Genomic DNA, 21479 nt, shown 5'->3' with positions numbered 1-21479 from the left:
CATGCCCATGACAAGATTGTTCCAGGGGGAACCATGTCCAGCACCACCCGCGTCCGCCGTTCCCGCCGCGCCGTCACCGTCGCCGCCGCGCTCGGGGTCCTCGCACTGGGCGGCTCGCTCGCACTCCCGGCGCAGGCCGCCTTCGCCGACGGCGTGCACCAGGGGACGCTGACCGTCCAGACGCCCCAGGAGGTCGGCTTCGCCGGTCAGCCGGTCGCGTTCACCGAGACCGTGACCAACACCGGCACCGAGACCACCGCCTTCTCGCTCGTCCTGCAGACCACGACCGAGGCGGGCACCCCGGAGCACGCGATCACGATCGACTACAAGGACCCGGCGAACGGCAAGTGGACCTCGGTCCCGCTGGAGTTCTACCGCGGCGACGACGAGGCCACCTACCACGGCCTGATCAACGGCATCACGGTCGCGGCCGGCAAGACCGTGAAGCTGGACATGCGCATCGGCGCCCCGATGGGCCTGCCGCACGACGGTGCGAGCAACGGCGGCTTCCGCTCCATCACCCTGAGCTCCCGCCTCACCGTTCCGGGCACCTGGGAGAACCTGGGCGAGCTGGTCAGGACGATCTCGGTCGAGCCCATCGTCGGCTCCCTGGCCCACGTGCCCGCCACGGCGGTCGCCGGCGGCGCGCCGATCGAGTTCGACGCGGTGCTGTCCAACCCCACCCCGTCCGCCTACATCAACCTCGGCAACGTGCTCTTCACCGACAGCCACGCCACCGTCCAGGTCCGCAAGGCGGACGGCACGTGGACCACGCTGAAGAAGTACGCCACTGACACCGACGACACGGCCGGCGTCTACCTGCAGGGCCGCAACTCCTCCATCGGCGCCGGGAAGACCACGGTGAGCCGGGTGCGCGTGTCCTACGACGGGACCACCCCGCTGGGTGCGACCCGCATCAACCCGTGCGTCTTCGTCAACGAGGGGAGCGCCCCGTTCTGGGGGACCACCAACTGCAGCCAGGGCAGCACCGTCAACGTCGTCGCCCCGGCCGCGACCCCGGCCCCCACCACGCCGCCCACCAGCACCCCCACCACCGCCCCGGGCAAGACCCCCGGCAAGACCGGCGGCACGTCGGGCACCGGCACCGAGCAGGGCACGGACACCAAGCAGGGCACGGACGTGAAGCAGGCCACGGACACCAAGCCCGCGACCGACACGGCGCCCGCACCCGTCGCCCCCGTCGTGGCTGCCGCGCCCGCCGCGGGTGCCGCCCCCGCCGCCCCCGCCGTGGGCGAACTCGCCGCCACCGGTGCCGAGTCCAGCACCATCCCGGCCGTGGCCGCCGCGGCGCTCGCCACCCTCGGGGCCGGCGCGCTCGTCCTCGTCGGCCGCCTGCGCCGCCGGTCCTGAAGCACCCCGCGGCCCGCGCCCTCCCCGGTCACCCACCGGGGAGGGCGCGGGTCCGTCCGTTCCGGTGGCCGTCCCCGCCGCCGCCCTCCACCCCGTAGGCTCACGAACGGACCGTCAGCCCGTCCAGGGTGAGGTCCAGCAGGCGTTCGGCGCGTGCCCGCAGGTCGGGCCCGGCCGAGGTGAGGGCGATGCCTTCGAGGGCGGCCGCGAGGTCGGCGGGGCCGATGTCGGTGCGGATCGCGCCGACGGCCGTGCAGGCGTCCATCAGGGCGGCGAGGGCCCGTCGGACCATGTCCCGGCTGTGGCCGTGCGAGATGCTGCCGGCTGCGGCGAGGGCGCGCAGTGCGTCGGCCATTCCGGCCTTGGCGGCGACGTAGTCGAGGAAGAGCCGGGTCCAGGCGCGCAGCGCATCGTACGGCGGCTCGGCTGCGAGCAGGCCGGGGACGGCGTCGCACAACTGGGCCAGCTCGTTGCGGTAGACCGCCTCGATCAGGGCCTCGCGGGTGGGGAAGTTGCGGTAGAGGGTCGCGCTGCCGACGCCCGCCGCCTTCGCGATGTGTTCCATGCGGGCGTCGAGCCCGTCCTCGGTGTAGACGCGCACGGCGGCGGCGAGGATCCTGTCCCGGTTGCGCTGCGCGTCGGCGCGCAGCGGGCGGTGCGAGCTGCCGTCGGTCACGTGTAGTCGTCCCTTCCTGTCTGACGGTCGATCCTTCCCGTCCTGTCCGCCGATTGCCAAACGGAGAGTTCCCCACTTAACGTGGGATCAAGTGGAGGACTCCCCACTTTCATCGCGGGCACCCTTGGACACCCTCAGGCGGGCCCACCCAACTCCGGAAAGGCTGCTCATGCCGGGAATCGAAGGCAAGGTCGTGGCGATCACTGGCGCCAGTAGCGGCATCGGGGCGGCGACCGCCCTCCACCTCGCCGGGAGGGGCGCCCGGCTCGTCCTCGGGGCACGACGCGAGGACCGGCTGGACGCGGTGGTCGCGCAGATCACCGCGCAGGGCGGCAGCACCGTCGGCGCCGTCGTCGACGTGACCCGCCGCGAGGACCTGCGGCGCCTGACGGACACGGCGCTCGACCGGTTCGGCCGGCTCGACGTCCTGGTCTCCAACGCCGGCACCATGGCGGTGTCCCCGTTCGACGAGCTGCGCCAGGACGACTGGGACGCCATGGTCGCCACCCACATCACCGGCCTGCTCAACGGGATCGCGGCCGCCCTGCCCGTCTTCCGGGCGCAGCGCTCCGGCCAGTTCGTCAACATCGGCTCCACCGCGGCCTACACGGTGAAGTCCCCCCAGGGCGTCTACGCGGCGACCAAGACCGCGGTGAAGGTGCTCACCGAGGGCCTGCGCCAGGAGTCCGGGCCCGACCTGCGCGTCACCCTCGTCTCCCCCGGCTTCACCGACACCGAGGGCGTCGGCAAGGGCGCCGCTCCCGACGTCGCCGCCGCCCTCCTCCGCCGGCGCGACGAGATCGCCATCCCGCCGTCCGCCATCGCCGCCGCCATCGCCTATGCCATCGACCAGGCCGAGGGCGTCGACGTCAGCGAGATCGTCGTCCGCCCCACGGCACAGGACTGACACCGGGGGCGGCGCTCCTTCCCCGCCTCCTTCCCCGCCCGGGACGGGACGCGCGGAAGGTCCCGGCCGTCGTGCGGACGGGACCTTCGGCGGGGGCCGGGCGCTGCCCGCCCGGCGGGCGGGTCAGCCGGTGGTGCGGGGTGCGAAGACGCCGAACATGGCGCCCTGCGGGTCCCGGACCACGGCGATCCGGGGGCCGTTCTCCATCTCCACGTCGACGGGCCCGTGCAGGACCTCGGCCCCCAGGCGCGCCGCGGTCGCCGCGGCGGAGTCCACGTCCGCGACCTGGAAGTACGGGGCCCAGTGGGACGGGACCTCCGCCGGGACGGAGGCGTCCATCGCCATCACGCCGCCGAACATCTCACCGGCCAGGCCGACCATCGGGTAGACGTCGTCCGGCCAGACCTGCCAGCCGAAGGTGGTCTTGTAGAACTCGACCGCGGCGTTCCTGTCCCGGGTCGACAGGTCGACCCAGCCGAAGGCGTTCGGCTCGTTCACCACGCCGAACCCGGCGAACTTCCGGGCCTGCCAGACGGCGAACGGCGCGCCGGTCGGGTCGCTGAGCAGCGCCCAGCGGCCGAGGTCGCCGATCTCCATCGGCCCCATCCACACCTGGGCGCCCGCGCCCTTGGCGGTCCCGCAGGTGCCGTCGACGTCCTCGGTCGCGAAGGACACCAGCCACATCACCGGTTGCTGCGGGTTCATCAGCGGCGCCACCGCCGCGGCGGGCGCGCCGCCGTGGGAGAAGGTGGTGTAGCCGCCGTACTGCGGGTCGGGGTCGGTCTCGGCGCTCCAGCCGAACAGTTCGCCGTAGAACGTCTGAGCGGCGGGGAGGTCGCGGGCGCTCAGCTGCGCCCAGCACGGGGAACCGGGGACGATCTTGGTCACCTTCAACGCACGAGCCTCTCGGTTTCGGGTTCGGGTTCGGGTTCGGGGCAGGAGGACCATATCCGACTGTTCGTCAGATATCCGGCACGACCGGCGGTTCGGGGGACGGCCCGGTGCGGCCGGGCCCCGTTTCCCGTCCCGGGGCCGAGGGCAGAGCGCGCGAGCTCCCGAGCCGGATGCTCAACGCCCGCCGCGCCGTGGTGCCCTTCACCGGCCGCCACGACGAGCTCGCCCGGCTGCGGGAGTGGCGCGACGGCGACGGCGCGCGGTTGGCGGTGCGCTGGCTGTACGGACCGGGCGGCCAGGGCAAGAGCCGCCTGGCGGCCCGGTTCGCCGACGAGGCACTGACGACCGCCGAGGAGGCCGTCCGCCAGTGGCGCGAACTGGTCGCGGCCAACCCGGCGTTGCACGAGGAGTTCCTCGCCGCCGCCCTGTCCGACCTCGGCAACCGGCTCGCCGCTGCCGACCGGCCGGAGGAGGCCCTGACCGCCACCGAGGAGGCCGTGCTGATCCTCGACCGCCGAGCCGCGACCGGCCGCGCCGTCGACCGGGACAGCTTCGCCAACGCGTTGAACAACCTCGGCAACCGGCTGGCCGCGGTGAACCGGCCGGAGGCCGCCCTGGACACCTCCCGGAAGGCCGTGGAGATCTACCTCGTCCTGGTCGGCGAGCACCCGGCGGCGTACGAGCCGGCCCTGGCCCGGGCGCTCGCGAACCTGGGCATCCGGTGGGCGCAGCTCGGCTTCCCCCGCAAGGGGCTGGACGCGACCGAGGAGGCGGTGCGCATCCAGCAGGCCCTGGCGGCCGCGAACCCCGAGGCGTTCACGACCGACCTGAGGCGCTTCACGTACAACCGTGACGCGCTCCGCGCGGAGCTCGCCGAGCGCTCGCCCCGGCCGCGGTGACCTACGCCGCTCCGGCCGGGCCGCCGCCCTCGGCCACTCCTGCGTCAACGGGCGTACGCGCCAGCCCGGGTGTCCCGGGGAACACCGACCACCCGATTCCGGATGCTACGCACGGCGGGGTGCGGCGATCACAACAGTTGCCACAACTGTCGCTTCCCGGTCGACAACGGACCGTTCATCGTCAACTCGCGTTCCACCGATGTCTCTTGACGACCGATTGGATCTCGGTCCGGCGTATCGTGTTACGTTTCGCTAGCCAACAGACAACAAGTTGACCCCGGCGGTGCTACCAACACCCCGGGGTCCGGCAACTGGAGCCTTCTTCTCCCGATGCGTATTCATCGTAGCGTCCCCGTACGTGACTTCACCGTACTTCCCAACAACGTCCTGCAGTACCGACGGCTCTCCTACACTGCCCGCGGTCTGCTCGCGGACCTCCTCTCCCGCCCCGACGGCTGGCAGGAGGACGGTCGGCAGATGGCCGACACCAGCCCCCAGGGGCGCGGCGCCGTCCGCAAGGCCCTGAAGGAGCTGATCGCGGCCGGCTACTACCGGGTCGTGACGGTCCGCCTGCCCGACGGCACCCTCCGGACCGAGAACCACGTCTACGACACCCCTCAGCTCCCGGCACCGGGTACCACCCCTCCGGCGCCCGGTGGAACGAGCACCGGTGGTGCTGACGCCCTACCAAAGAACCGAGACAAAGAACCCTCCCTCCCGGCCGCCGCGGAACGCGACGGGCCCGAGGTCAAGCACCGGGCCCCCGAGGCCCCGCTCCCTCCCCCTCCCCCTCCCCCGGACGAACGAACGCGGGAGGCGGTCGCAGCACTCTTCCGGGCGATCCGGCCCGAACCCCGCCTCCGCCTCGGCGAGGCCGAAGCCCGGAAGCTCGCCCCACTGGTCGCCCGGTGGCTGGAGCGCGGCGCCACCCACAGCGAACTCGCCCAGGCCCTCCTGCCCGGGCTCCCCGCCCCCCTGCACTCGGCGGCAGGGGTGATCCGCTACCGCCTGGAAAACAAGATGCCGCCCGAACGAGCCCCCGCGCGCCCGGCAGCGGCCCGGTACGCCGAGTGCGCCAAGTGCCACGACCCGGTGCCGAAGCCCGGCATCTGCCGCCCCTGCGCCGGGCTCGGCGCACCCACGCCCGCCGTCGGCGGCAGCGGGGCGACCACCCTCGCCGGAGTGACCCGTGCCCGGGCGGCCCTGCGTGCGGCCCGGACGACCGCACTGGGCCTCGGCGGACTGGCCCAGCCCGGGTGAGGCCTCGCCGGCCGCGGCTTCGCCGGTGTGCCGGGGGTGTACCGCCGGGGCGCCGAGCGGGCGCTCCGAGCAGGCGCTCCGACGGGCGGGGCCCGCGGCACCGGGCCCGTCCGACTGATCCGGATGCCACCGTGCGCGTGCAGCACACCGGCCCTGCGGCGAGGTTGAGGGGATGGACACCATCATCGTGCTCGAAGCCGACACCCCGACCAACGTCCGGCTGCTCGGTGCCGACCACACACCGGCCGACCCCGAGAACCCCGTACGCCGCGCGCACACCGCCCGGGCAGCGGCCTCGGGCGTCTGCGACCCGCTCACGCTGTGCGGCCTGGACACCTCCGACATGACCCTCGCCCCGCACCGGTCCACCGACCTCGGCGAACCGCACCCCCGCCTCCCCTGGGCCACCTGCAGCAGCTGCCGCAAGGCCGAGGAGGGCACCCGGCCCGCCCCCGTCGCGGACCGCGCCGGCACGGACGTCGTCGGCACGGACAGCGCCGCTGCGGACGGCGCCGGCACGGACGGCCCGGAGGACGCCCCCCTCCCGGCCGAACCCCCGGCGCCCTGAACCACCGAAGGCCGGACGGGGCCGCGAGAGCGGCCCCGTGCCCCGGCACGCGCCGGGCTCAGCCGACGGTCGGCTCGCGGCCGTACCCGGGGCGGACGACCTGCTGTCCCAAGGGCACGCCGTCGCCGCCCGGATGGGCCGGGACGTCACGGTGAACGGCACTGCGTTCGGGCCCGCTACGGTCACCGCACAGGCGATCGGCATCACGGTGTCCACGGGACGCCCCGGCAAGGCCCTCGGCCTGTTCGGGTCGATCGGTGACCTGTCCGGCCTCACCCCGTCGGCGCGCAACCGGATGCTGCTGGACGTCGCCCTCGCACAGGCGGAGACACGGCAGTCGGACACCGCCCTGGACACGCTGTTGGACGTCTGCTCGGCCGCACCGGGCTGGGCCCGGAATCAAGCCCTGCCGGGGGTGATCGCTCAGAAGGCGAGTGCGGGCAGCGCGACCACCGCCAAGCTGCGGAAACTGTCGGCGATCCTCGGCACGTCCATGGTCATCGGCTGACTGATACAGGGCGTATCACTTCCGCCCGGTACGACTTCGGAAAGTGATACGCCCCGTCCGTTCACTGAAAGTGCACACGCAGCCACATTGGGTGCATGCCGACATCCCATCACGAAGCGGTCCGCTCCCCCGTCACCCGCGTGCCGGTCGCCCCGTACGTCCCCGCCCCGGATCCGCTCACCGCGCGCACCCTGGCGGTGACGGCCACGCTCGTACGAACCACCGAGGCCCCGACACGACCCCGGCCGCGTCACCGCGCCCGGCCATGCTCCGCCTGCCGTACCGGCCGGAGTCGGCCGCAGCGGCCCGCAGTCTGGTCCGCGCCAAGCTGATCGAATGGGGACTGCCCGGCCTGGTCGACGACGCCCTGCTGATCGTCTCCGAGCTGACGGCCAACGCCGTACGGACCGGCTGCCAGACGTACATGATCGTCGGCATCCGCCACCCCACGACCGGTACCGTGCGCCTGCTCGTCTCCGACGGCTCGGCGTCCGTGCCCGTACGGATCGACGCCGGTCCCGACGCCGTGTCCGGCCGGGGACTCGACCTGGTCCACCACCTCACGAACGGCCGCTGGGGCACGCAACTGTGGCGCCGGGGCAAGGTCGTGCACGCCGACCTGCCGGCGTGCTGAACACGATCGAGCGGAAGGACCGGCGTCAGCAGACCGGGCCCGGCCGTGCCGCAGTTGCTCGCAACAGGTCCTGCACCAGACCGAAGTCGATCGCTTGCGGCCTGCGGAACCGCAGACACCCCTTGCCCATGTCCTGCCCCGCCAGCCGTTCGGCGAACGCCTCACGCACATCACTGCGCATCAGATAGAAGGAGATGTGCTGCTTCTGGCTGGCGAAGGCGATCTCGGCGACACCGTCCCGCTCGTACGCGGGCATTCCGTAGGCCATGAGCTCCGTGAAGCCCTTCAGCTCCTGCCGGCACAGCTGTCGCAACTCGGCCAGCGCGTCTCTACGCTCATCGGGCACCTCGGCCAGGTAGCCGTCCACGTCTTTCGCTGCACTTTGCACCATCACGAGAGGATATGTCGCGTTCTTGCCCCTGAGCCAGACACGGACAGTCCCTACGAGTCCTCTCTGATCAACGTGCCGTCCGGGCCGAGTCGGTAGACGCGCGGCGGGGGCATGACCGCTATGGCCGCCTTGAGGGCGGCGTCCCGCTCGGCGGGGTCGGGGGCGTTGGGGTCCCGGACGAGGTAGCCGTGCAGGGCGACGGTCTCCGCGGCCAGGTCGCCCGGCTCCGGGCAGCCCTCGACGACGAAGCCGCAGAGCGCGCGCAGCGCGTCCTCGCCCATGTCCAGCGGGTGGAAGGGCAGCGGGTACGGCTCCTCGTCCTCTTCCTCGTCCGGCCACGGGACGATGTCGGCGGGGCGCTCCCCCGCCCAGTAGGGCGTCTCGAAGGGGAGTGGTTCGCCGATGTCCTCGATGATCCCGCTGTCCGGGGACAGGCTCAGCGCGCGGACGAGGCGCCCGTCCTCCCACACGCCGAAGGCCAGCCAGTCGACGACGCTGTGCATGGCGTGCAGGACCATCCGTCGGCCCGCGCTCGCCGCCACCAGTTCGTCCGGGAGGCGGGACGGGAAGTCGATCATGAACCGTTGGTCGCAGACCAGCTCCACCCCCGGCCAACTCCCCGCGTGGGCAAGGCCGTTCGGGGGATGGACCCCGCGCCCGAGGTTCGACGGGGCGGCCACGTCGATCGCCCAGCCCGGGTACAGGCGCCGCATCATCGCGGCCGTCCGCTCGCGGTCCGGCGCACCGACCCGCTTCAGCAGGCCCGGCGCCTCCCCGTCGGCGTACACGAGCAGCCCGGTCTTGGCCCCCACGGTTCCTCCCTCACGACGAATGCCCACGTTGCGCTCGCAAGCTACTCGCCGGCACCGACAGAGCGCCGGGCGCTCGGTCGTGGGTGGGGCGGGGCGCCCACCGGCAGGCTTCGTCAGCGCCCGGCCGTCGCGGTGAGGCGTCGCAGGGCGGTGTGGGCGGGTGGGCCCCAGGTGGGTTTGCCACCGGGGCGACCGCGGACACCGGCCTCTCCGATGAGGATCCCGGCGAGGGCGCGCAGCACCGCGCATCCGCGGGCGCGGCGCAGGGTCGCGGCGTCCGTAGCCGACCGGTCGGCGGCACGGGAGCGGGCGGCGACGCTGGAGCGGGAGGCGGCACGGGACCGGTAGGTGTCGTGGAAGCGGTCGACGGCACCGTCCGGCAGGAGGATCCAGGCGGCGGCGAGGTCGTAGGCCGGATCGCCTGCGCACAGGTCGCCGAAGTCGATCACGCCGCAGAGGGTGCCGTCCGCGGTGAGGACGTTCGCCGGGTGAAGGTCGGCGTGGAGCCACAGCGCCGGGCCCGCCCAGCCGGGCGCGGCGACGGCGTCCTCCCAGACTGCGCGGACGGCGTCCGGGTCGGGGATCAGCCCCATGTCGGTGGCCGAGGCGAGCATCCTGGCGAACCCCTCCGCGTGCTCGGCCAGTGGCCCCCCGCGGTCGCGGCCGACGGGCGCGCCGTCGGGGGCGGGCCGGTGAAGGGCGGTCAGGAACCCGGCCAGGCGGTCGGCCGCGTGGGTGGCCCGCGTGGCGGGGGCGCGGTCGCCGGGCGCGCCGGGGACCCACGTGGTGACGATCCAGGGCCGCGGGAACCGCTCGGAGGGCTCCCCGAGGCGCTGCGGGACGGGGACCGGCAGGGGCAGCTGCGGGGCGAGGGAGGGCAGCCACGCGTGTTCCTTGCGCAACAGCCCGTCCGCGGAATCCGTCGCCCAGGGCAGGCGGACGGCGAGGTCGTCGCCGAGCCGCCACAGCTGGTTGTCCCAGCCGCGTGCGCCGAGCCTGATGGGGCGGTCGGCCAGGTCGGGATGCTGGTCGCGGAGCAGCTCCCGGACGAGCTCCGCGGTCATCTCGGTCGCGGTGTGCGCGGTGTGGGCCATGGGTGACCACCGTAGTGGCGAAGGGGCTCACCGGTGCGTGCTTCGGCGGTGGCCGGACGGGGTGGGTGTGGGTGAGCACGGGATGGGCGCGGGCTGGGCGCAGAGCGCGGTTCGGGTCAGGCGGCGCGGAGCAGGGCGGGCAGGGCGGTGGTGTCGATGATGCGGGCCCGGGTGGGGAGGACGTGGCGGAGCAGGACGTCGTGGACGTCGGGGTCCGGGTCGGCGACGCCGTCGGACAGGACGTGGAGCCGGTAGTCGCGGTCTGCCGCGTCGAGGACGGTGGACAGGACGGCGCCGCCGGTGCTGACGCCGGCGACGACCAGTGCGGTGAGGCCGCGCTCGCGCAGTCGGCGGTCGAGGTCGGTGGTGGACAGGGCGCCGTGGCGGGTCTTGCGGACGACGATGTCGCCGCCGCCCTCCCGGGGAGCCAGGCGCTCGTGGACGGCGGCGGCGGGGTCCTCGTGGTGCATGGCGCGGTGGCGGGCCAGTGCGGCGAAGGAGGTGTTGGCGGCCGGGACCGCGGCCCAGTCGGCCTCGGTGAAGCCGAGGCGTCCGTGGACGACGGTGCCGCCCGCGGCGCGTACGTCGGCGACGGCTCCTTGCAGGCGGGTGAGCAGGGCCTCGCGCTCCCCCTCGTCGGGCAGGACGGCGGCCAGGACCGCGGGCTGGCAGTCCAGGACGAGCAGGGCGGTGTGCGCGGGGTCGAGGGCAAGGTCGGTGCTCACGCGGGTGTCCTCCTGGGTTACGGCGGCGGTAGCGGTTACGGCGGTAGCGGTCACGGAGGTGGCGGTGGAAGTTTCGACGGCGGTGACGGCAGTGGCGCTTGTGGCGGCGCGGGAGTCAGGCCGGGGTGTCGACCGGCACCGACGGCCCCGGATCCGGCTGCGCCACCTGGTCGCGGCGGGGCAGCAGCAACGGGGTGGCCAGGATGGCCAGCCCCGCGACGGCGAGGGTGGTGCGCGGGCCGGTCGCGCCGGCGAGCAGTCCGCCGAGCGCGGTGAGGACGGCGATGGCCGCCTGCTGGCCGATCGACCAGGCCGCCAGGGTGCGGGCGACGAGGTGCTTGGGGGTGTGTTCGAGCCGGTAGGTGGCGAGCACCGGGGTGTAGAGGCTCATGTTGACGATGATCGCCAGCTCGACGGCGATCACGGTGACGAGGCCGACGACGCCGGGGCGGACGAAGGCCAGGCCGATCAGCCAGACGGCGCGCAGGGTGCCGGCGGTCCGGAACACCCGGTGCCGTCCGTAGCGGGCCACGACGCGGGGGGCCAGCCGGGAGCCGACGAGTCCGCCGAGGCAGGGGGCGGCGAAGGCGAGGCCGTACTGCCAGGGGGCGAAGTCGAGTCGGCGCAGCAGGAGGACGGCGAGCACCGGCTCGGTGGCCATGATCAGGCCGGAGACGAGCACGTTGTTGAGGTAGAGCGCGCGCAGACCGGGGTCGCCCAGGATGTGCCGCCAGCCGTCCAGCACCCCGCCCGCCCGGACCGGGCCGGTGCCGGTAGCAGTGCCGCTGCCGCTTCCGGTGTCGCTACCAGTGCCGGTGCCGGGCGGCCGCGGGGCCTCCTCCCGGCCGCCGATCGCGGTGATGCCGAGCGCGGACAGCAGGTAGCTGAGCGCGTCGGCCACCACGGTGGTGACCGGCCCGAACACCCCGATCGCCGCGCCGCCCAGCGGTGGCCCGACCGCGATGGAGCTCCAGTTCGTGGACTCGAACCGGGCGTTGGCCACGAGCAGGTCCTCCGACCGGACGAGGGCCTTGAGGTAGGCGCCGCTTGCCGCGCCGAACGCGATCTTGGCGGCGGCGACCACGATCGAGACCACGAGCAGCTGGACGAAGCCGAGCCACCCGAGGGCGTAGGCCGCCGGGATGCTCGCCATGGCCGCGAACCGGGTCAGGTCCGTCGCGATCATGACCGGGCGTTTGCGCCGGAACTCCACCCACGGCGCGAGCGGCACCGCGACCAGCGCTCCCACCGCGGGCCCGACCGCGGACAGCGCGGACACCTCGGCCGGAGCGGCGTGCAACACCAGCACGGCGATCATCGGCAGTGCCCCGAACCCCAGCCCGGACCCGTACGCGCTCACCGCGTACGCCGCCCACAGCCAGCCGAACCGGCGGCCCAGCCGCTTCCTGCCGCTCATGCTCGATGCGTCTCCTCGCCGTCTCGATCACACAAACCGGGGTTGATCGAGGAGAGCTAATCGGGCGGCACAACCGCGGGTCAAACAACCTCCGCGCCATCGCCGCACAACCGTGGGTTGTTCACTAGGGTGGTCGGCGTGGACCTCGAAGCAGTGCGCACCTTCGCCGCCATCGCGGACGCCGGCCAGTTCCAGAAGGCCGCGGTCGACCTCTCCGTCACCCAGCAGGCCGTCTCCAAGCGCGTCGCCGCGCTGGAGCGCGACCTCGGCGTGCGGCTGTTCACCCGCACCCCGCGCGGGGCCGAGCTGACCATCGACGGGCAGGCGTTCCTGCCCCACGCGCGCGAACTGCTGCGCGTCGCGGAGCGCGCGGTCGCGTCCGTGCGCGTGGGGCACCGCCCGCTGCGGGTCGACGTGATCGCCTCGCGCGGCGCGGCGTCGGGCCTGATGCGCGGCTTCCACCGCGCGCACCCGCAGATCGACCTCGACGTGGTGATGCTGCTGGAGATCGAGACGGCGATCGCCGCCATCCGCTCCGGCACCGTCGACGCGTCCTTCCGCGCCGTCGCCGCGCCCGGCCGACCCCTGCCCGAGGACATCACGTCCGTCCGGGTGCTCGACGAGCCGCTCCAGCTCCTCACCGGCCCCGGCCACGCGCTGGCGGGCGCGAGGTCGGTGACCCTCGCCGAGCTGGTCGGCCACCGGATCTGGATGCCGGGCATCCTCCCCGGCAGCGAGTGGGGCGCCTACTACGACGACCTGGTCGCCGAGTTCGGTCTCACCATCGAGGCGACCGGCCCCAACTTCGGCTCCGACGCGCTCCTCGACACCATCGCCGACACCCCGGCCCTGGCCACCTTCATGAGCGAGCACACCCGCCTCGTCTGGCCCGCCGGCCACGGCCTGCGCCGCATCCCGGTGACCGACCCGACGCCCGTCTACCCGCACTCACTCCTGTGGCACCGCGACAACCCCCACCCGGCCCTGGCCACCCTCCGCACCCACCTCGCCGCCACGACCCCCGGCCACGACGCCCCCGGCACCTGGGCCCCGGACTGGGTGCTGCCGCGCTGAGCGCAGCCGGGCCGGCCGCGTCCGGATCACCCGGCCGGGGACCAGGCGGCGCTCAGTCCTCCGTACCGAATCCGGTCCCGGCCGCGGCGTCGGCACCGGTGTCGGTCCGCCACGCGGAACGGAGCCGCTCCGCCACCTCGGCGGCCTGGCGAAGACCCGACCGGTAGGCCGGCTCCCAGGCCGTCCGGTCGTTCAGGTCCGGGCCGAACACGCCGATCGAAGCCGGATCGGGCTCGACGGTCACCACGGTGTGCGCCGCGGCCACGGCCAGCTCCCGGTGGAGCAGCTCACGGGGAAACAGGTGCGCCTGCGGGTCGACCACGACGAGCGTGCGCGCTCCGGCCGCGAGCGCGGCGTTGGTCGCCGACCACAGGGCGCCGTCCATGTACCGGCGGCCGTCGACGGTGATCGGCGGGTAGATGCCCGGAAAGGCCGTGCTCGCCGCCACGGCGACGGGCAGCGGCGCGCCGCTCGTACGGTCGAGGACGGCCGGCTCGCCGGTCTCGGCGTCCACCACGGGGATGAGCAGCGGCCGGTCCGGCCAGTCGTCCGTGCCGACCATGGCGCGCATCCGGGCGACATGGGCCTGCTCGGGGCCGGTCTCGGCGTCGAGCGCGATCCGGCCGACCCGGCGCCGCGCCCCGTCCGGGTCCGCGGCGGCCTGGCCGAGCACGGCGAACACCTCGCCCAGCCGGCGCCCGTCCACCCGCGGCGGTGTGCTGCCGGAACCGGCGGGGCGCACGGGCGTGGCGAGGCGGCCCGGGTCCTGACCGGTGGCCAGCAGTGCGCCGGTGATCGCGCCGGCCGAGGTGCCGACGATGAGATCGGCCTCGCCGAGATCCACCCCGCCGTGGCGCAGGCCGCGGGCGAGCCCGGCCGTCCAGGCGGTGCCGACGAGACCTCCGGCGCCGAGTGCGACGGCCCGGTCGTGTGCGTGCATGACTGTCTCCTCCCCCATTCTTGAAACAGTCGTACCATATACTGACGCAGGCTCAGATCCGCAAGAACGAAAGGACGGTCCACCGTGGGGCGACCTCCGGACCCCGCTCGACGGGAGGCCACGCTGGCCCGGGCGACCGACTACGTGCTGGCGCACGGCCTCGCCGGGTTGAGCCTGCGGCCCCTGGCCGCCGCCCTCGACACCAGCCCGCGGATGCTGCTCTACGACTTCGGCAGCAAGCAGGAGCTGGTGTCCGCCGTCCTCGCCGAGGCCCGCCGCCGCGGCGCGATGCGGCTGGCCGGGCTCCCCCCGGCGCAGGCCGCCTCCCCGGAGGAGCACCTGCGCGGCATCTGGTCCTGGATGAGTGCACCGGAACGCGCCCCGTTCGTCCGGCTGTTCTTCGAGGTGCACGCCGACGGTCTGGTCCATCCCGAGAACTACCCGCACCAGGCCGAGGCGATCACGGACTGGTTCGACACCCTGGGCGCCGTGTTCCACGACGTCACCGCCGGCCCGAACGACACCGTCACCCCGACGCTGGTCATGGCCGTCATCCGCGGCCTCCTGTTCGACCTCACGACCACCGGCGACCGCCACCGCACCGACCGCGCCCTGGACCGCTTCTGCGAACTCCTCGGCCCCGCCCTCCGACCGCCACGACCAGCGGGCACATGACGCTCCGCAGCCGGCTGGAGTGCGGGGCCGGCTGCGGCCCCGGCCGTCCGCCTCGCGCGGTCCGGCGGCGCGAGGCAACGGCGCGACACGGCGAGGCGGCGGCAGCACAGGGGGTCAGGGCAGGAGGTCAGGGCAGGAGGACGGCCTTGCCCCGGTTGCGGTGGGCCTCCAGGTCGGCGTGCGCCTGGGCGGCCTCCGCCAGGGGGTAGGTGCGCCAGATCGGCACGGTGAGCTTTCCGGCGGCGGCGAGCTGCACCAGCTCCGGCAGTGACTCCCCGCCCTGGCCGCCGGTGCCCGCGCTGAAGCGCACGCCGTGCTGCTGGGCGGACATGTCGGCGATGGTGATGACCTTGTCCGCGTCGCCGGTCAGGGCGACGGAGTCGGCGAGCACGCCGGCGCCGGCTGCGTCGAAGACGAAGTCCACTCCGCCCGGGGCGGCGGCCTTCACCCGCTCCGCCCAGCCGTCGCCGTAGCGGACGGCGGTGGCGCCCAGCGCGGTGATGCGCTCGACGTCCTTCTCCCCGACCGTACCGATGACGGTGATGCCTCGGGCGACCGCCAGCTGCACCGCGATGTGGCCGACGCCGCCGGCGGCGCCGTGGATGAGCAGGGTCCGGCCCGCCTCGACGCCGAGCTGGTCGAGGACCCGGTGTGCGGTCCGGCCGACCGTGACCAGCGAGGCGGCCACCTCCCACGACAGCTCCGCGGGCTTGGCCACCGGGTGTTCCAGCAGGGCGTACTCGCTGTAGCTGCCGCCGGCGGTGGCACCGAGCACCTCGTCGCCGACGGCCGCACCGGCTCCCTCTCCGACGGCGTCGACGACACCCGCCGCGTCCACGCCCGGTGTCACCGGGAAGTCGGCGGGGGCGACCTTGGCCATCATGCCGGAGCGGATCTTCAGGTCGAGCGGGTTCACGGAGGCGGCCCTGACCTTGATCCGGACCTGGCCCGGACCTGGCTGCGGCGGGGTGACCTCGGTCGGGCGCAGCACCTCGGGCGGGCCGTACTCGGAGAAGGTGATGGCAGTGGACATCGGGAACTCCCAGGTGAAGACGGGTTCGGAAGACGGATCGGACGGGATCGCCCTGACCCACTGTGCGGTCACGACGGCGGCCACGCCCGTGGCCGCGCCGGTGTGCCGCGCGCCTGTCAGCCGTCGGTCAGGCGCCGAGAGCCGGGTAGTCGGTGTAGCCCCGGTGGTCACCGCCGTAGAACGTGGCCGGATCCGGCGTGTTGAACGGTCCGCCGGCGGCCAGCCGGGCCGGCAGGTCCGGATTGGCCAGGAACAGCGCCCCGTAGGCGATCATGTCCGCGCTGCCGTCCTCGACGAGCTCCAGCGCCTCGGGCCCGGTGACGGCGGGGTGGGTGAAGGGGTTCAGGACGAACGGGCCCGGCCACGCCTTGCGCAGGCGCGCGGTCAGGTCGCGGTCCGGGCCCTCCAGCAGGTGCAGGTAGGCCAGGTCCAGGCCGGTCAGCCGCCCGATCAGCGCCTCGTACACCTCGGCCGGGTCGGCCTCGGCGATGTCGTTGTACGGGTTGCCGGGCGAGATCCGCAGACCCACCCGGTGGCCGCCGATCGCCTCGGCCACCGCGGTGACCACCTCGACGGCGAATCGGATCCGGCCCTCGGTGTCGCCGCCCCAGGCGTCGGTGCGCAGGTTGGTGTTCGGCGCGAGGAACTGGTGGACCAGGTAGCCGTTGGCGCCGTGGATCTCGACGCCGTCGAACCCGGCTTCGACGGCGCGGGCGGCGGCGTCGGCGAAGTCCGCGACGGTCTGCCGGATCTCCGCCTCGCTCAGCTCCTCCGGCGTCATGTAGTCCTTCGGGCCCTCGTGGGTGAACACCTGCCCCTTGGCGGCCACCGCCGACGGCGCCACCGGCACCAGGCCGTCGGGCAGCAGGCTGGGGTGGCCGATCCGGCCGGTGTGCATCAGCTGGGCGAAGATCACCCCGCCCTCACGGTGCACCGCGTCGGTCACCGTCCGCCACGCCGCCACCTGCCCGGCCGTGTGCAGGCCGGGGGTGTCGGGGTAGCCCTGGCCGACCGGCGAGGGCTGGATGCCCTCGGTGACGATCAGCCCGGCGGCGGCGCGCTGCGCGTAGTACGTCGCCATCAGCTCCGTCGGCTCCGCGCCCGGCCCGTACGCGCGGCTGCGGGTCATCGGCGCCATGGCGATGCGGCTGGTCAGGGGCTTGCCGCCCAGAACGATCGGATCGAAAGCAGTGGTCATGATCTCTTCCCTACGTGAGGAGTGCCGGTGGCCTCGATGCATCCAACGTAACAGATACCTGCTCGAACAGGTAAGTGCCCGAGGAGCCACTCCTCCACGGCCTCCTGGCGTCATCCATGCAAATCTGCCAGGGAAGTTGCCGTGCGAAGGCGGGAGGATCAGCGAGGGAGCGCAGCCGCGCGATAGAGTTAGCTGCCCGATCAGGAAGTGAGGAAGAGATGACCCAGTCCCCGAAGGCCGGGAAGGATCCCGCAGGATCCGCTCAGGGAGCCAGCGTTCCGCTGCCGGCCGCCGCCGCCGGCGGGCCCATCAGCCACGCGATCTTCCGCCTCGCCCGCCTGCACCGCATGTACGCCGGACAGCTCCTGCGCCGCATCGGCCTGCACCCCGGCCAGGAGCTCGTCATGATGCACCTGTGGGAACTCGGCCCCCGGCGCCAGACCGACCTCGTACGCCTGCTGGACTCCGACGCCGCCACCATGACCCGCACCGTCCAGCGCCTGGAGCAGGCCGGCTTCGTCCGCCGCCGCCCCGACCCCACCGACAAGCGCGCGTCGCTCATCGAACCCACGGCCGCCAGCCACGCCCTGCGCCGCGAGGTCGAACAGAGCTGGAGCACGCTCGAAGACCTCGTCACCTGCGGTCTGACCCCCGACGAGCGCGCGGAGGCCCTGCACACCCTGGAACGCCTGGAGCACAACCTCGTCGAGGCCGCCGCCGACTCCGGGTGCGAGGGGACGGAGGAGCCTCAGTCAGGGAGCTCCGCTCGGCCTTAGCGGGCAGGGCTCACCACGGGACGGCCCGGCCGAAGCGGTCCAGATACGCCAGGCCGGGCGTGCCCAGTCGGGAGAGCAGGACGTCCACCGGCAGGGGGACGGTCTCCTCGATCGTGAACGGCGCGTCCGGACCGCCCAGGGCCGTACGGATCCAGCCCGGCGCCAGGAGGACGAAGGCGCGCCGCGTCCCGCTCTGCCGGGCCGCGAAGCTCCGCAGGAACATGTTCAGCGCTGCCTTGCTCCCCCGGTAGACCTCGCGGCCGCCGGCCGTGTTGTTCGTGATGCTGCCCTGTCCCGAGGACATCGCCCCGATCAGGCCCGCCGGTGGCACCAGGTCTTCGAGGGCCGGCCGCTCGGCGGCGCGTCCGCCCCCGGTGGTGCCGAACGGCCCGGACAGGGGCGGGCCGTTCGGCACCTGGCAGGGGGCACCGCCCGTCAGCCGGCGGACTCCGAACTATCCGACCGCTCCGGCGTGGTGGTGCCCGACGGCGGGATCAGGCGCCCCACACGGTCCAGAAGACGTCGGCGTTGTCGCCGCCGCCGCCCTGACGGACCGGGGCGAAGACGCCGCCGTCGGTTCCGTTCTCGTCATAGCCGTTGGAACCGACGTAGGGGTTGGCCCAGTGCAGCTGGACGTACTTGCCGTTGCGCCAGCTCTGCTGGCAGTCGTAGGACACGTACTGCACCAGGCCCTCGGTACCGGTCATGAACCCGTTGCTCTCGGACCCGAAGGTCTCCTCGGTGCCGTCCGCCAGCCCCATCCACGGCTCCTGCGTCCAGATGCCGTGGGCCAGGGAGTAGTTGGTCCGCCAGAGCGTGCAGCCGGTCTTGTTGGTCAGGTGGACCGTGGTGCTCCGGGCGGCCTGGACGCCGGCCGGGGTGGGCTGGACGGCCTTGACGGCGGCCGAAGCGGTGGCTGCTCCGGTGGCCGGGGCGGCCTGGGCGGTGCCGGTGGCGATGGTGCCGAGCCCGATGGCGGCCACCGTGGCCAGCGCCGCGACGCGTGCGGAGATGCGCATGGTTTCCCTCGATTCCGTGTGTGTGCGGTGGGCGGCGCGGGCCGTGTGCCTGCGCCGTGGTGAACGATCCGCCGCGCCGGGCGACAAGCGATGGACGGGCGGGACGGCGCGACGCGGCCCGTGCCGCCCGCCGCGCGTCCATCGTTTGTCTACTGTCCACTGTCGTGGTGTTTCGGGACTTCGGGCGCCTCGGTGGCCGTCGGCGACCCGTCGGCCGTCGGGGTGGCAGTACGCCGGTCCGGACGCGGGGGAATTCCGGCGGCTTTCGATCTGGCGGTCCGTCATGATTTCCGGAACGTCACTTCCGGCGATTTCCCGGGTGTGTGAATCGGCGAGTGCCGTGCACGATTCCTGTTCCCTCCCCCCTCCGCCGCAGCCGGGCCCGCGGTTTCCCGGATCACCGGGGCGGGGGGCCGTCCACGCGGGGGGAGAACCGCTTTCCGGGGACGGTACCGGGCGCCGGAGACGATCATTGTGCGCGAAAACGGGCGGGTCGCGTCCGACTCCCAGTTGATCATCTGCAATGCTGTCCCCGTCCACCGTTCGCGGCTTTGAACGGCGGACATCCGCAGTACCGGGCAGTCAGCCCGGGAAGCCCACGGAGAGAACGGAACATCATGAAGCCATCCGTGCTTGTCGTGTCCACCGACCCCCAGGGGTCCGCCGTCGTCTGGGCGGAGCGGGTGGGCGACAACCTGCCCTTCGACTTCATGGCGGCGCACGACCACGCCGAACAGCTGATCCACCTCAAGAACACCGGCGCGAAGATCCACGTGATCGCCAACCAGAAGGGCGGCGTCGGCAAGACCACCACGACGGTCAACCTCGCTGCGTGCACGTTCGACGTGCTCGGCGAGAAGGACGAGTACCAGCACATCTTCATCGACACGCCGGGCACCCTGGCCGACGAGGAGATCCTGCGCCGGGCGCTGGAGATCGCGGACGACGTCCTGGTCCCGATGATCACCGAGCCGCTGTGCTTCGACCCGACGGCCCGGACCATCCAGAAGGTCATCGAGCCGATGGACATCCCCTTCCGGATCGTCGTCAACAACTGGGACCCGCGCGACGGCCGCGCCGACCTGGAGGACACCGAGGCGTACATCGCGGCGAAGGGCTGGCCCCGCGCCAAGACCGTCCTGCGCCGGTACAAGATCCACTCGCGGGCGGTGGCCGAGGGCACCGTCGTCACCCAGTACAAGGAGAGCGGCACCGCCTACCGGGCCCGCGAGGACTTCTTCCGCCTGTCCCTCGAACTCGGGTACGGGGGTCGCTGATGGCAGGCCGTCGTGTCTCCTTCGCCTCGATGGCCGCCGACCCGGTCGTCGACGCCCCGGGTGTGGAAAGCGGCAGCAGCGCCAACGACACCCCGGCCCGGTGGATCCCCACCACCAACTGCCTCCCCAACCCGCGCAACCCCCGCGACGAGCTGGGCGACCTCTCCGACCTGGCGAGCATCAAGGACCGCCAGCTGCAGAGCTGCCTCGCCGTCACCCCGGCGGCCTACCTGCTCCTGTGGCCGGAGGACCGGCAGGTGCTCGGCGCGGGCCCGCAGGACGTGGTCATCGTCAACGGCAACCGCCGTCGGGCCGCGGCGCAGCTGTACGGGCGTGAGCAGCTGCTCGTGGTCGTCGACGACTCGGTGGCCGAGTCCAAGGCGACCCTGCTGCGGGCGGCCCTCGACGAGAACATGGCGCGCAAGGACTTCGACCCGATCGAGGAGGCCAACGCGGTCCTGCTCATCGTGGCGCAGTACCCCACCGCCAAGGAGGCCGCCGAGGCCGAGGGCTGGTCCCAGAGCTGGATCTCGCACCGCAAGAACCTGCTGAAGCTCCACCCGGAGCTGCAGCGCCAGGTGCGGGCCAAGGCACGCGGCGAGGAGGGCGTCTCCATCAACGTCGCCCGGCGGCTGGGGTCGGTGAAGGGCATCGAGGAGATGTCCCTGGCCGAACAGACGGCGGAGCTGGACCAGTTGCTGCAGGCCGACGCCGACGCGGTGGCGCTCAAGCGGGCGGCGCGGCTGGAGGCGAAGGCGGGCGTCAAGGCCGCCCCGGCCGGCGTGCCGGCACCGCAGCCGGCGGCCGCGCCGGCACCGGCCGCCGAGCCGGTCGCCGAAGCGGTCGCCGCAACCGCCGCGATAGCTGCCCCGGCGCCCGCCCCGGCCGCTGCCGAGCCGGTCAGCCGACCGGCTGCGGAGGCCGCGCCGTCGGCGGCAGCCCAGGTGGCGCCGACGACGCCGGCCGCGCCTCGGCCGGAACCTGCAGCCCCGGCAGCTCCGAAGGCGGCTCCGTCCGCGAGCGCCGAGCCCGCTTCGGGCACCGACCGATTTTCCGCGGAAAATTCCGACCCGGTCCCGATGCCGGAGCAGCGCGAGAAGCCGGCGGTCGCAGCCCCGCAGGCCGATCTGGACGGTGTCGACTGGCACAACGTCGAGGAACTGGCGGACGCCATCTGCCGCACCCTCTCGGCCGACGAGGCCTACCGCCTCGCCGACGCCCTGGCGAACCGTCTGCTGACGACCAGCAGCTGACGCACCCTGGTGTCCCGCTCCACCCGCTCGGGGTGGGGCGGGACACCGCTGTTTTCCGGTCCCGGCGGCCTACGCGGG

General features: G+C 73.5%; 23 protein-coding genes and 1 pseudogene. 12 read left to right on the top strand and 12 right to left on the bottom strand.

The features are described 5' to 3' along the window. Nucleotides 1-33 precede the first annotated feature (33 nt). Nucleotides 34-1371, top strand: coding sequence for a hypothetical protein (locus ACIGG8_RS21910; RefSeq protein ID WP_396549992.1), 1338 nt, complete (start codon nt 34-36; stop codon nt 1369-1371). A 100-nt stretch (nt 1372-1471) separates the two neighbouring features. Here the strand turns inward: ACIGG8_RS21910 and ACIGG8_RS21905 are convergent, their stop codons facing one another. After that, nucleotides 1472-2047, bottom strand: coding sequence for a TetR/AcrR family transcriptional regulator (locus ACIGG8_RS21905; RefSeq protein WP_396549991.1), 576 nt, complete (start codon nt 2045-2047; stop codon nt 1472-1474). A gap of 169 nt (nt 2048-2216) precedes the next feature. Here ACIGG8_RS21905 and ACIGG8_RS21900 point away from each other — a divergent pair, with 169 nt between their 5' ends. Continuing rightward, nucleotides 2217-2954: an SDR family oxidoreductase gene (locus ACIGG8_RS21900; protein WP_396549989.1), complete on the top strand. Its 738-nt coding sequence runs from the start codon at nt 2217-2219 to the stop codon at nt 2952-2954. 123 nt (nt 2955-3077) lie between these two features. Here the strand turns inward: ACIGG8_RS21900 and ACIGG8_RS21895 are convergent, their stop codons facing one another. Further along, nucleotides 3078-3842: a VOC family protein gene (locus ACIGG8_RS21895; RefSeq protein WP_396550152.1), complete on the bottom strand. Its 765-nt coding sequence runs from the start codon at nt 3840-3842 to the stop codon at nt 3078-3080. A gap of 176 nt (nt 3843-4018) precedes the next feature. Between ACIGG8_RS21895 and ACIGG8_RS21890 the strand changes: the two genes are divergently transcribed. From ACIGG8_RS21890 to ACIGG8_RS21870, 5 genes are all read left to right on the top strand, one after another. Beyond that, the gene (locus tag ACIGG8_RS21890) at nt 4019-4747 is read left to right on the top strand and encodes a tetratricopeptide repeat protein (protein ID WP_396549987.1); all 729 of its coding nucleotides are present in this window, start codon (nt 4019-4021) and stop codon (nt 4745-4747) included. A gap of 330 nt (nt 4748-5077) precedes the next feature. Then, nucleotides 5078-6007: a hypothetical protein gene (locus tag ACIGG8_RS21885; RefSeq protein WP_396549985.1), complete on the top strand. Its 930-nt coding sequence runs from the start codon at nt 5078-5080 to the stop codon at nt 6005-6007. 172 nt (nt 6008-6179) lie between these two features. Then, on the top strand, nt 6180-6575 hold the full coding sequence (locus ACIGG8_RS21880) for a hypothetical protein (protein WP_396549983.1): 396 nt from the start codon (nt 6180-6182) through the stop codon (nt 6573-6575). 37 nt (nt 6576-6612) lie between these two features. After that, nucleotides 6613-7083 (top strand): hypothetical protein, encoded by a 471-nt coding sequence (locus ACIGG8_RS21875; RefSeq protein WP_396549982.1) that lies wholly within the window; start codon nt 6613-6615, stop codon nt 7081-7083. Nucleotides 7084-7348: 265 nt separating this feature from the next. Then, nucleotides 7349-7717 (top strand): ATP-binding protein, encoded by a 369-nt coding sequence (locus tag ACIGG8_RS21870; RefSeq protein ID WP_396549981.1) that lies wholly within the window; start codon nt 7349-7351, stop codon nt 7715-7717. A 25-nt stretch (nt 7718-7742) separates the two neighbouring features. Here the strand turns inward: ACIGG8_RS21870 and ACIGG8_RS21865 are convergent, their stop codons facing one another. The 5 genes from ACIGG8_RS21865 to ACIGG8_RS21845 all read right to left on the bottom strand — a co-directional run bounded on the left by ACIGG8_RS21865 (nt 7743) and on the right by ACIGG8_RS21845 (nt 12156). After that, a complete protein-coding gene (locus tag ACIGG8_RS21865; RefSeq protein WP_396549979.1) occupies nt 7743-8108 on the bottom strand; it encodes an iron chaperone in 366 nt (121 codons plus the stop codon). Between the two features lie 50 nt (nt 8109-8158). Then, nucleotides 8159-8920: a DUF6928 family protein gene (locus ACIGG8_RS21860; protein WP_396549977.1), complete on the bottom strand. Its 762-nt coding sequence runs from the start codon at nt 8918-8920 to the stop codon at nt 8159-8161. 113 nt (nt 8921-9033) lie between these two features. Continuing rightward, nucleotides 9034-10014, bottom strand: a complete 981-nt coding sequence (locus ACIGG8_RS21855) for an aminoglycoside phosphotransferase family protein (RefSeq protein ID WP_396549975.1) — start codon at nt 10012-10014, stop codon at nt 9034-9036. Between the two features lie 116 nt (nt 10015-10130). Further along, nucleotides 10131-10739, bottom strand: coding sequence for a cysteine hydrolase (locus tag ACIGG8_RS21850; RefSeq protein ID WP_396549974.1), 609 nt, complete (start codon nt 10737-10739; stop codon nt 10131-10133). Nucleotides 10740-10854: 115 nt separating this feature from the next. After that, nucleotides 10855-12156 carry an MFS transporter gene (locus tag ACIGG8_RS21845; protein ID WP_396549972.1) on the bottom strand — a complete coding sequence of 434 codons (1302 nt, stop codon included), beginning with the start codon at nt 12154-12156 and terminating at the stop codon, nt 10855-10857. Between the two features lie 138 nt (nt 12157-12294). Between ACIGG8_RS21845 and ACIGG8_RS21840 the strand changes: the two genes are divergently transcribed. Then, on the top strand, nt 12295-13230 hold the full coding sequence (locus tag ACIGG8_RS21840; RefSeq protein ID WP_396549970.1) for a LysR family transcriptional regulator: 936 nt from the start codon (nt 12295-12297) through the stop codon (nt 13228-13230). 52 nt (nt 13231-13282) lie between these two features. On the opposite strand, the gene ACIGG8_RS21835 is transcribed toward ACIGG8_RS21840, so the two are convergent. Further along, nucleotides 13283-14170, bottom strand: a complete 888-nt coding sequence (locus tag ACIGG8_RS21835; protein ID WP_396549968.1) for a patatin-like phospholipase family protein — start codon at nt 14168-14170, stop codon at nt 13283-13285. Between the two features lie 84 nt (nt 14171-14254). On the opposite strand from ACIGG8_RS21835, the gene ACIGG8_RS21830 reads away from it, so the two are divergent. Then, the gene (locus ACIGG8_RS21830; protein ID WP_396549966.1) at nt 14255-14845 is read left to right on the top strand and encodes a TetR family transcriptional regulator; all 591 of its coding nucleotides are present in this window, start codon (nt 14255-14257) and stop codon (nt 14843-14845) included. Between the two features lie 127 nt (nt 14846-14972). Here the strand turns inward: ACIGG8_RS21830 and ACIGG8_RS21825 are convergent, their stop codons facing one another. Together ACIGG8_RS21825 and ACIGG8_RS21820 are read right to left on the bottom strand one after the other, a co-directional pair. Next, nucleotides 14973-15878 carry an NADP-dependent oxidoreductase gene (locus tag ACIGG8_RS21825; RefSeq protein ID WP_396549964.1) on the bottom strand — a complete coding sequence of 302 codons (906 nt, stop codon included), beginning with the start codon at nt 15876-15878 and terminating at the stop codon, nt 14973-14975. A gap of 127 nt (nt 15879-16005) precedes the next feature. Then, complete coding sequence (locus ACIGG8_RS21820) at nt 16006-17076, bottom strand: alkene reductase (protein WP_396549962.1); 1071 nt, start codon at nt 17074-17076, stop codon at nt 16006-16008. A gap of 218 nt (nt 17077-17294) precedes the next feature. On the opposite strand from ACIGG8_RS21820, the gene ACIGG8_RS21815 reads away from it, so the two are divergent. Further along, entirely contained in the window at nt 17295-17852 is a 558-nt protein-coding gene (locus ACIGG8_RS21815; RefSeq protein ID WP_396549960.1) for a MarR family winged helix-turn-helix transcriptional regulator, read from the top strand. 10 nt (nt 17853-17862) lie between these two features. Here ACIGG8_RS21815 and ACIGG8_RS21810 read toward each other — a convergent pair. Next, nucleotides 17863-18198, bottom strand: a pseudogene (locus tag ACIGG8_RS21810) (3-oxoacyl-ACP reductase); the annotation flags it as partial. Nucleotides 18199-18346: 148 nt separating this feature from the next. Next, nucleotides 18347-18871: a hypothetical protein gene (locus ACIGG8_RS21805; RefSeq protein WP_396549959.1), complete on the bottom strand. Its 525-nt coding sequence runs from the start codon at nt 18869-18871 to the stop codon at nt 18347-18349. A gap of 638 nt (nt 18872-19509) precedes the next feature. On the opposite strand from ACIGG8_RS21805, the gene ACIGG8_RS21800 reads away from it, so the two are divergent. Next, a complete protein-coding gene (locus tag ACIGG8_RS21800) occupies nt 19510-20148 on the top strand; it encodes a ParA family protein (protein WP_350520697.1) in 639 nt (212 codons plus the stop codon). Next, nucleotides 20148-21401 carry a ParB/RepB/Spo0J family partition protein gene (locus tag ACIGG8_RS21795; protein ID WP_396549957.1) on the top strand — a complete coding sequence of 418 codons (1254 nt, stop codon included), beginning with the start codon at nt 20148-20150 and terminating at the stop codon, nt 21399-21401. The genes ACIGG8_RS21800 and ACIGG8_RS21795 overlap by 1 nt, the downstream gene beginning before the upstream one ends. The last annotated feature ends 78 nt before the right edge of the window (nt 21402-21479 follow it).

The sequence above is a fragment of the Kitasatospora sp. NPDC085464 genome, assembly GCF_044541955.1.
In the GTDB taxonomy this organism is placed as follows: Bacteria; Actinomycetota; Actinomycetes; order Streptomycetales; family Streptomycetaceae; genus Kitasatospora.
Note: the sequence above shows the minus strand (reverse complement) of the source record. Positions and strands in the feature narration are given on the sequence as shown.

Excerpts from the sequence above, each read along its gene's own strand:
- ACIGG8_RS21825 (WP_396549964.1), bottom strand. The coding sequence starts at position 15,878 with ATGTCCACTGCCATCACCTTCTCCGAGTACGGCCCGCCCGAGGTGCTG.
- ACIGG8_RS21805 (WP_396549959.1), bottom strand. The coding sequence starts at position 18,871 with ATGCGCATCTCCGCACGCGTCGCGGCGCTGGCCACGGTGGCCGCCATC.
- ACIGG8_RS21870 (WP_396549981.1), top strand. The coding sequence starts at position 7,349 with ATGCTCCGCCTGCCGTACCGGCCGGAGTCGGCCGCAGCGGCCCGCAGT.
- ACIGG8_RS21815 (WP_396549960.1), top strand. The coding sequence starts at position 17,295 with ATGACCCAGTCCCCGAAGGCCGGGAAGGATCCCGCAGGATCCGCTCAG.
- ACIGG8_RS21855 (WP_396549975.1), bottom strand. The coding sequence starts at position 10,014 with ATGGCCCACACCGCGCACACCGCGACCGAGATGACCGCGGAGCTCGTC.
- ACIGG8_RS21910 (WP_396549992.1), top strand. The coding sequence starts at position 34 with ATGTCCAGCACCACCCGCGTCCGCCGTTCCCGCCGCGCCGTCACCGTC.
- ACIGG8_RS21865 (WP_396549979.1), bottom strand. The coding sequence starts at position 8,108 with ATGGTGCAAAGTGCAGCGAAAGACGTGGACGGCTACCTGGCCGAGGTG.
- ACIGG8_RS21885 (WP_396549985.1), top strand. The coding sequence starts at position 5,078 with ATGCGTATTCATCGTAGCGTCCCCGTACGTGACTTCACCGTACTTCCC.
- ACIGG8_RS21835 (WP_396549968.1), bottom strand. The coding sequence starts at position 14,170 with ATGCACGCACACGACCGGGCCGTCGCACTCGGCGCCGGAGGTCTCGTC.
- ACIGG8_RS21795 (WP_396549957.1), top strand. The coding sequence starts at position 20,148 with ATGGCAGGCCGTCGTGTCTCCTTCGCCTCGATGGCCGCCGACCCGGTC.
- ACIGG8_RS21845 (WP_396549972.1), bottom strand. The coding sequence starts at position 12,156 with ATGAGCGGCAGGAAGCGGCTGGGCCGCCGGTTCGGCTGGCTGTGGGCG.
- ACIGG8_RS21880 (WP_396549983.1), top strand. The coding sequence starts at position 6,180 with ATGGACACCATCATCGTGCTCGAAGCCGACACCCCGACCAACGTCCGG.
- ACIGG8_RS21890 (WP_396549987.1), top strand. The coding sequence starts at position 4,019 with ATGCTCAACGCCCGCCGCGCCGTGGTGCCCTTCACCGGCCGCCACGAC.
- ACIGG8_RS21820 (WP_396549962.1), bottom strand. The coding sequence starts at position 17,076 with ATGACCACTGCTTTCGATCCGATCGTTCTGGGCGGCAAGCCCCTGACC.
- ACIGG8_RS21900 (WP_396549989.1), top strand. The coding sequence starts at position 2,217 with ATGCCGGGAATCGAAGGCAAGGTCGTGGCGATCACTGGCGCCAGTAGC.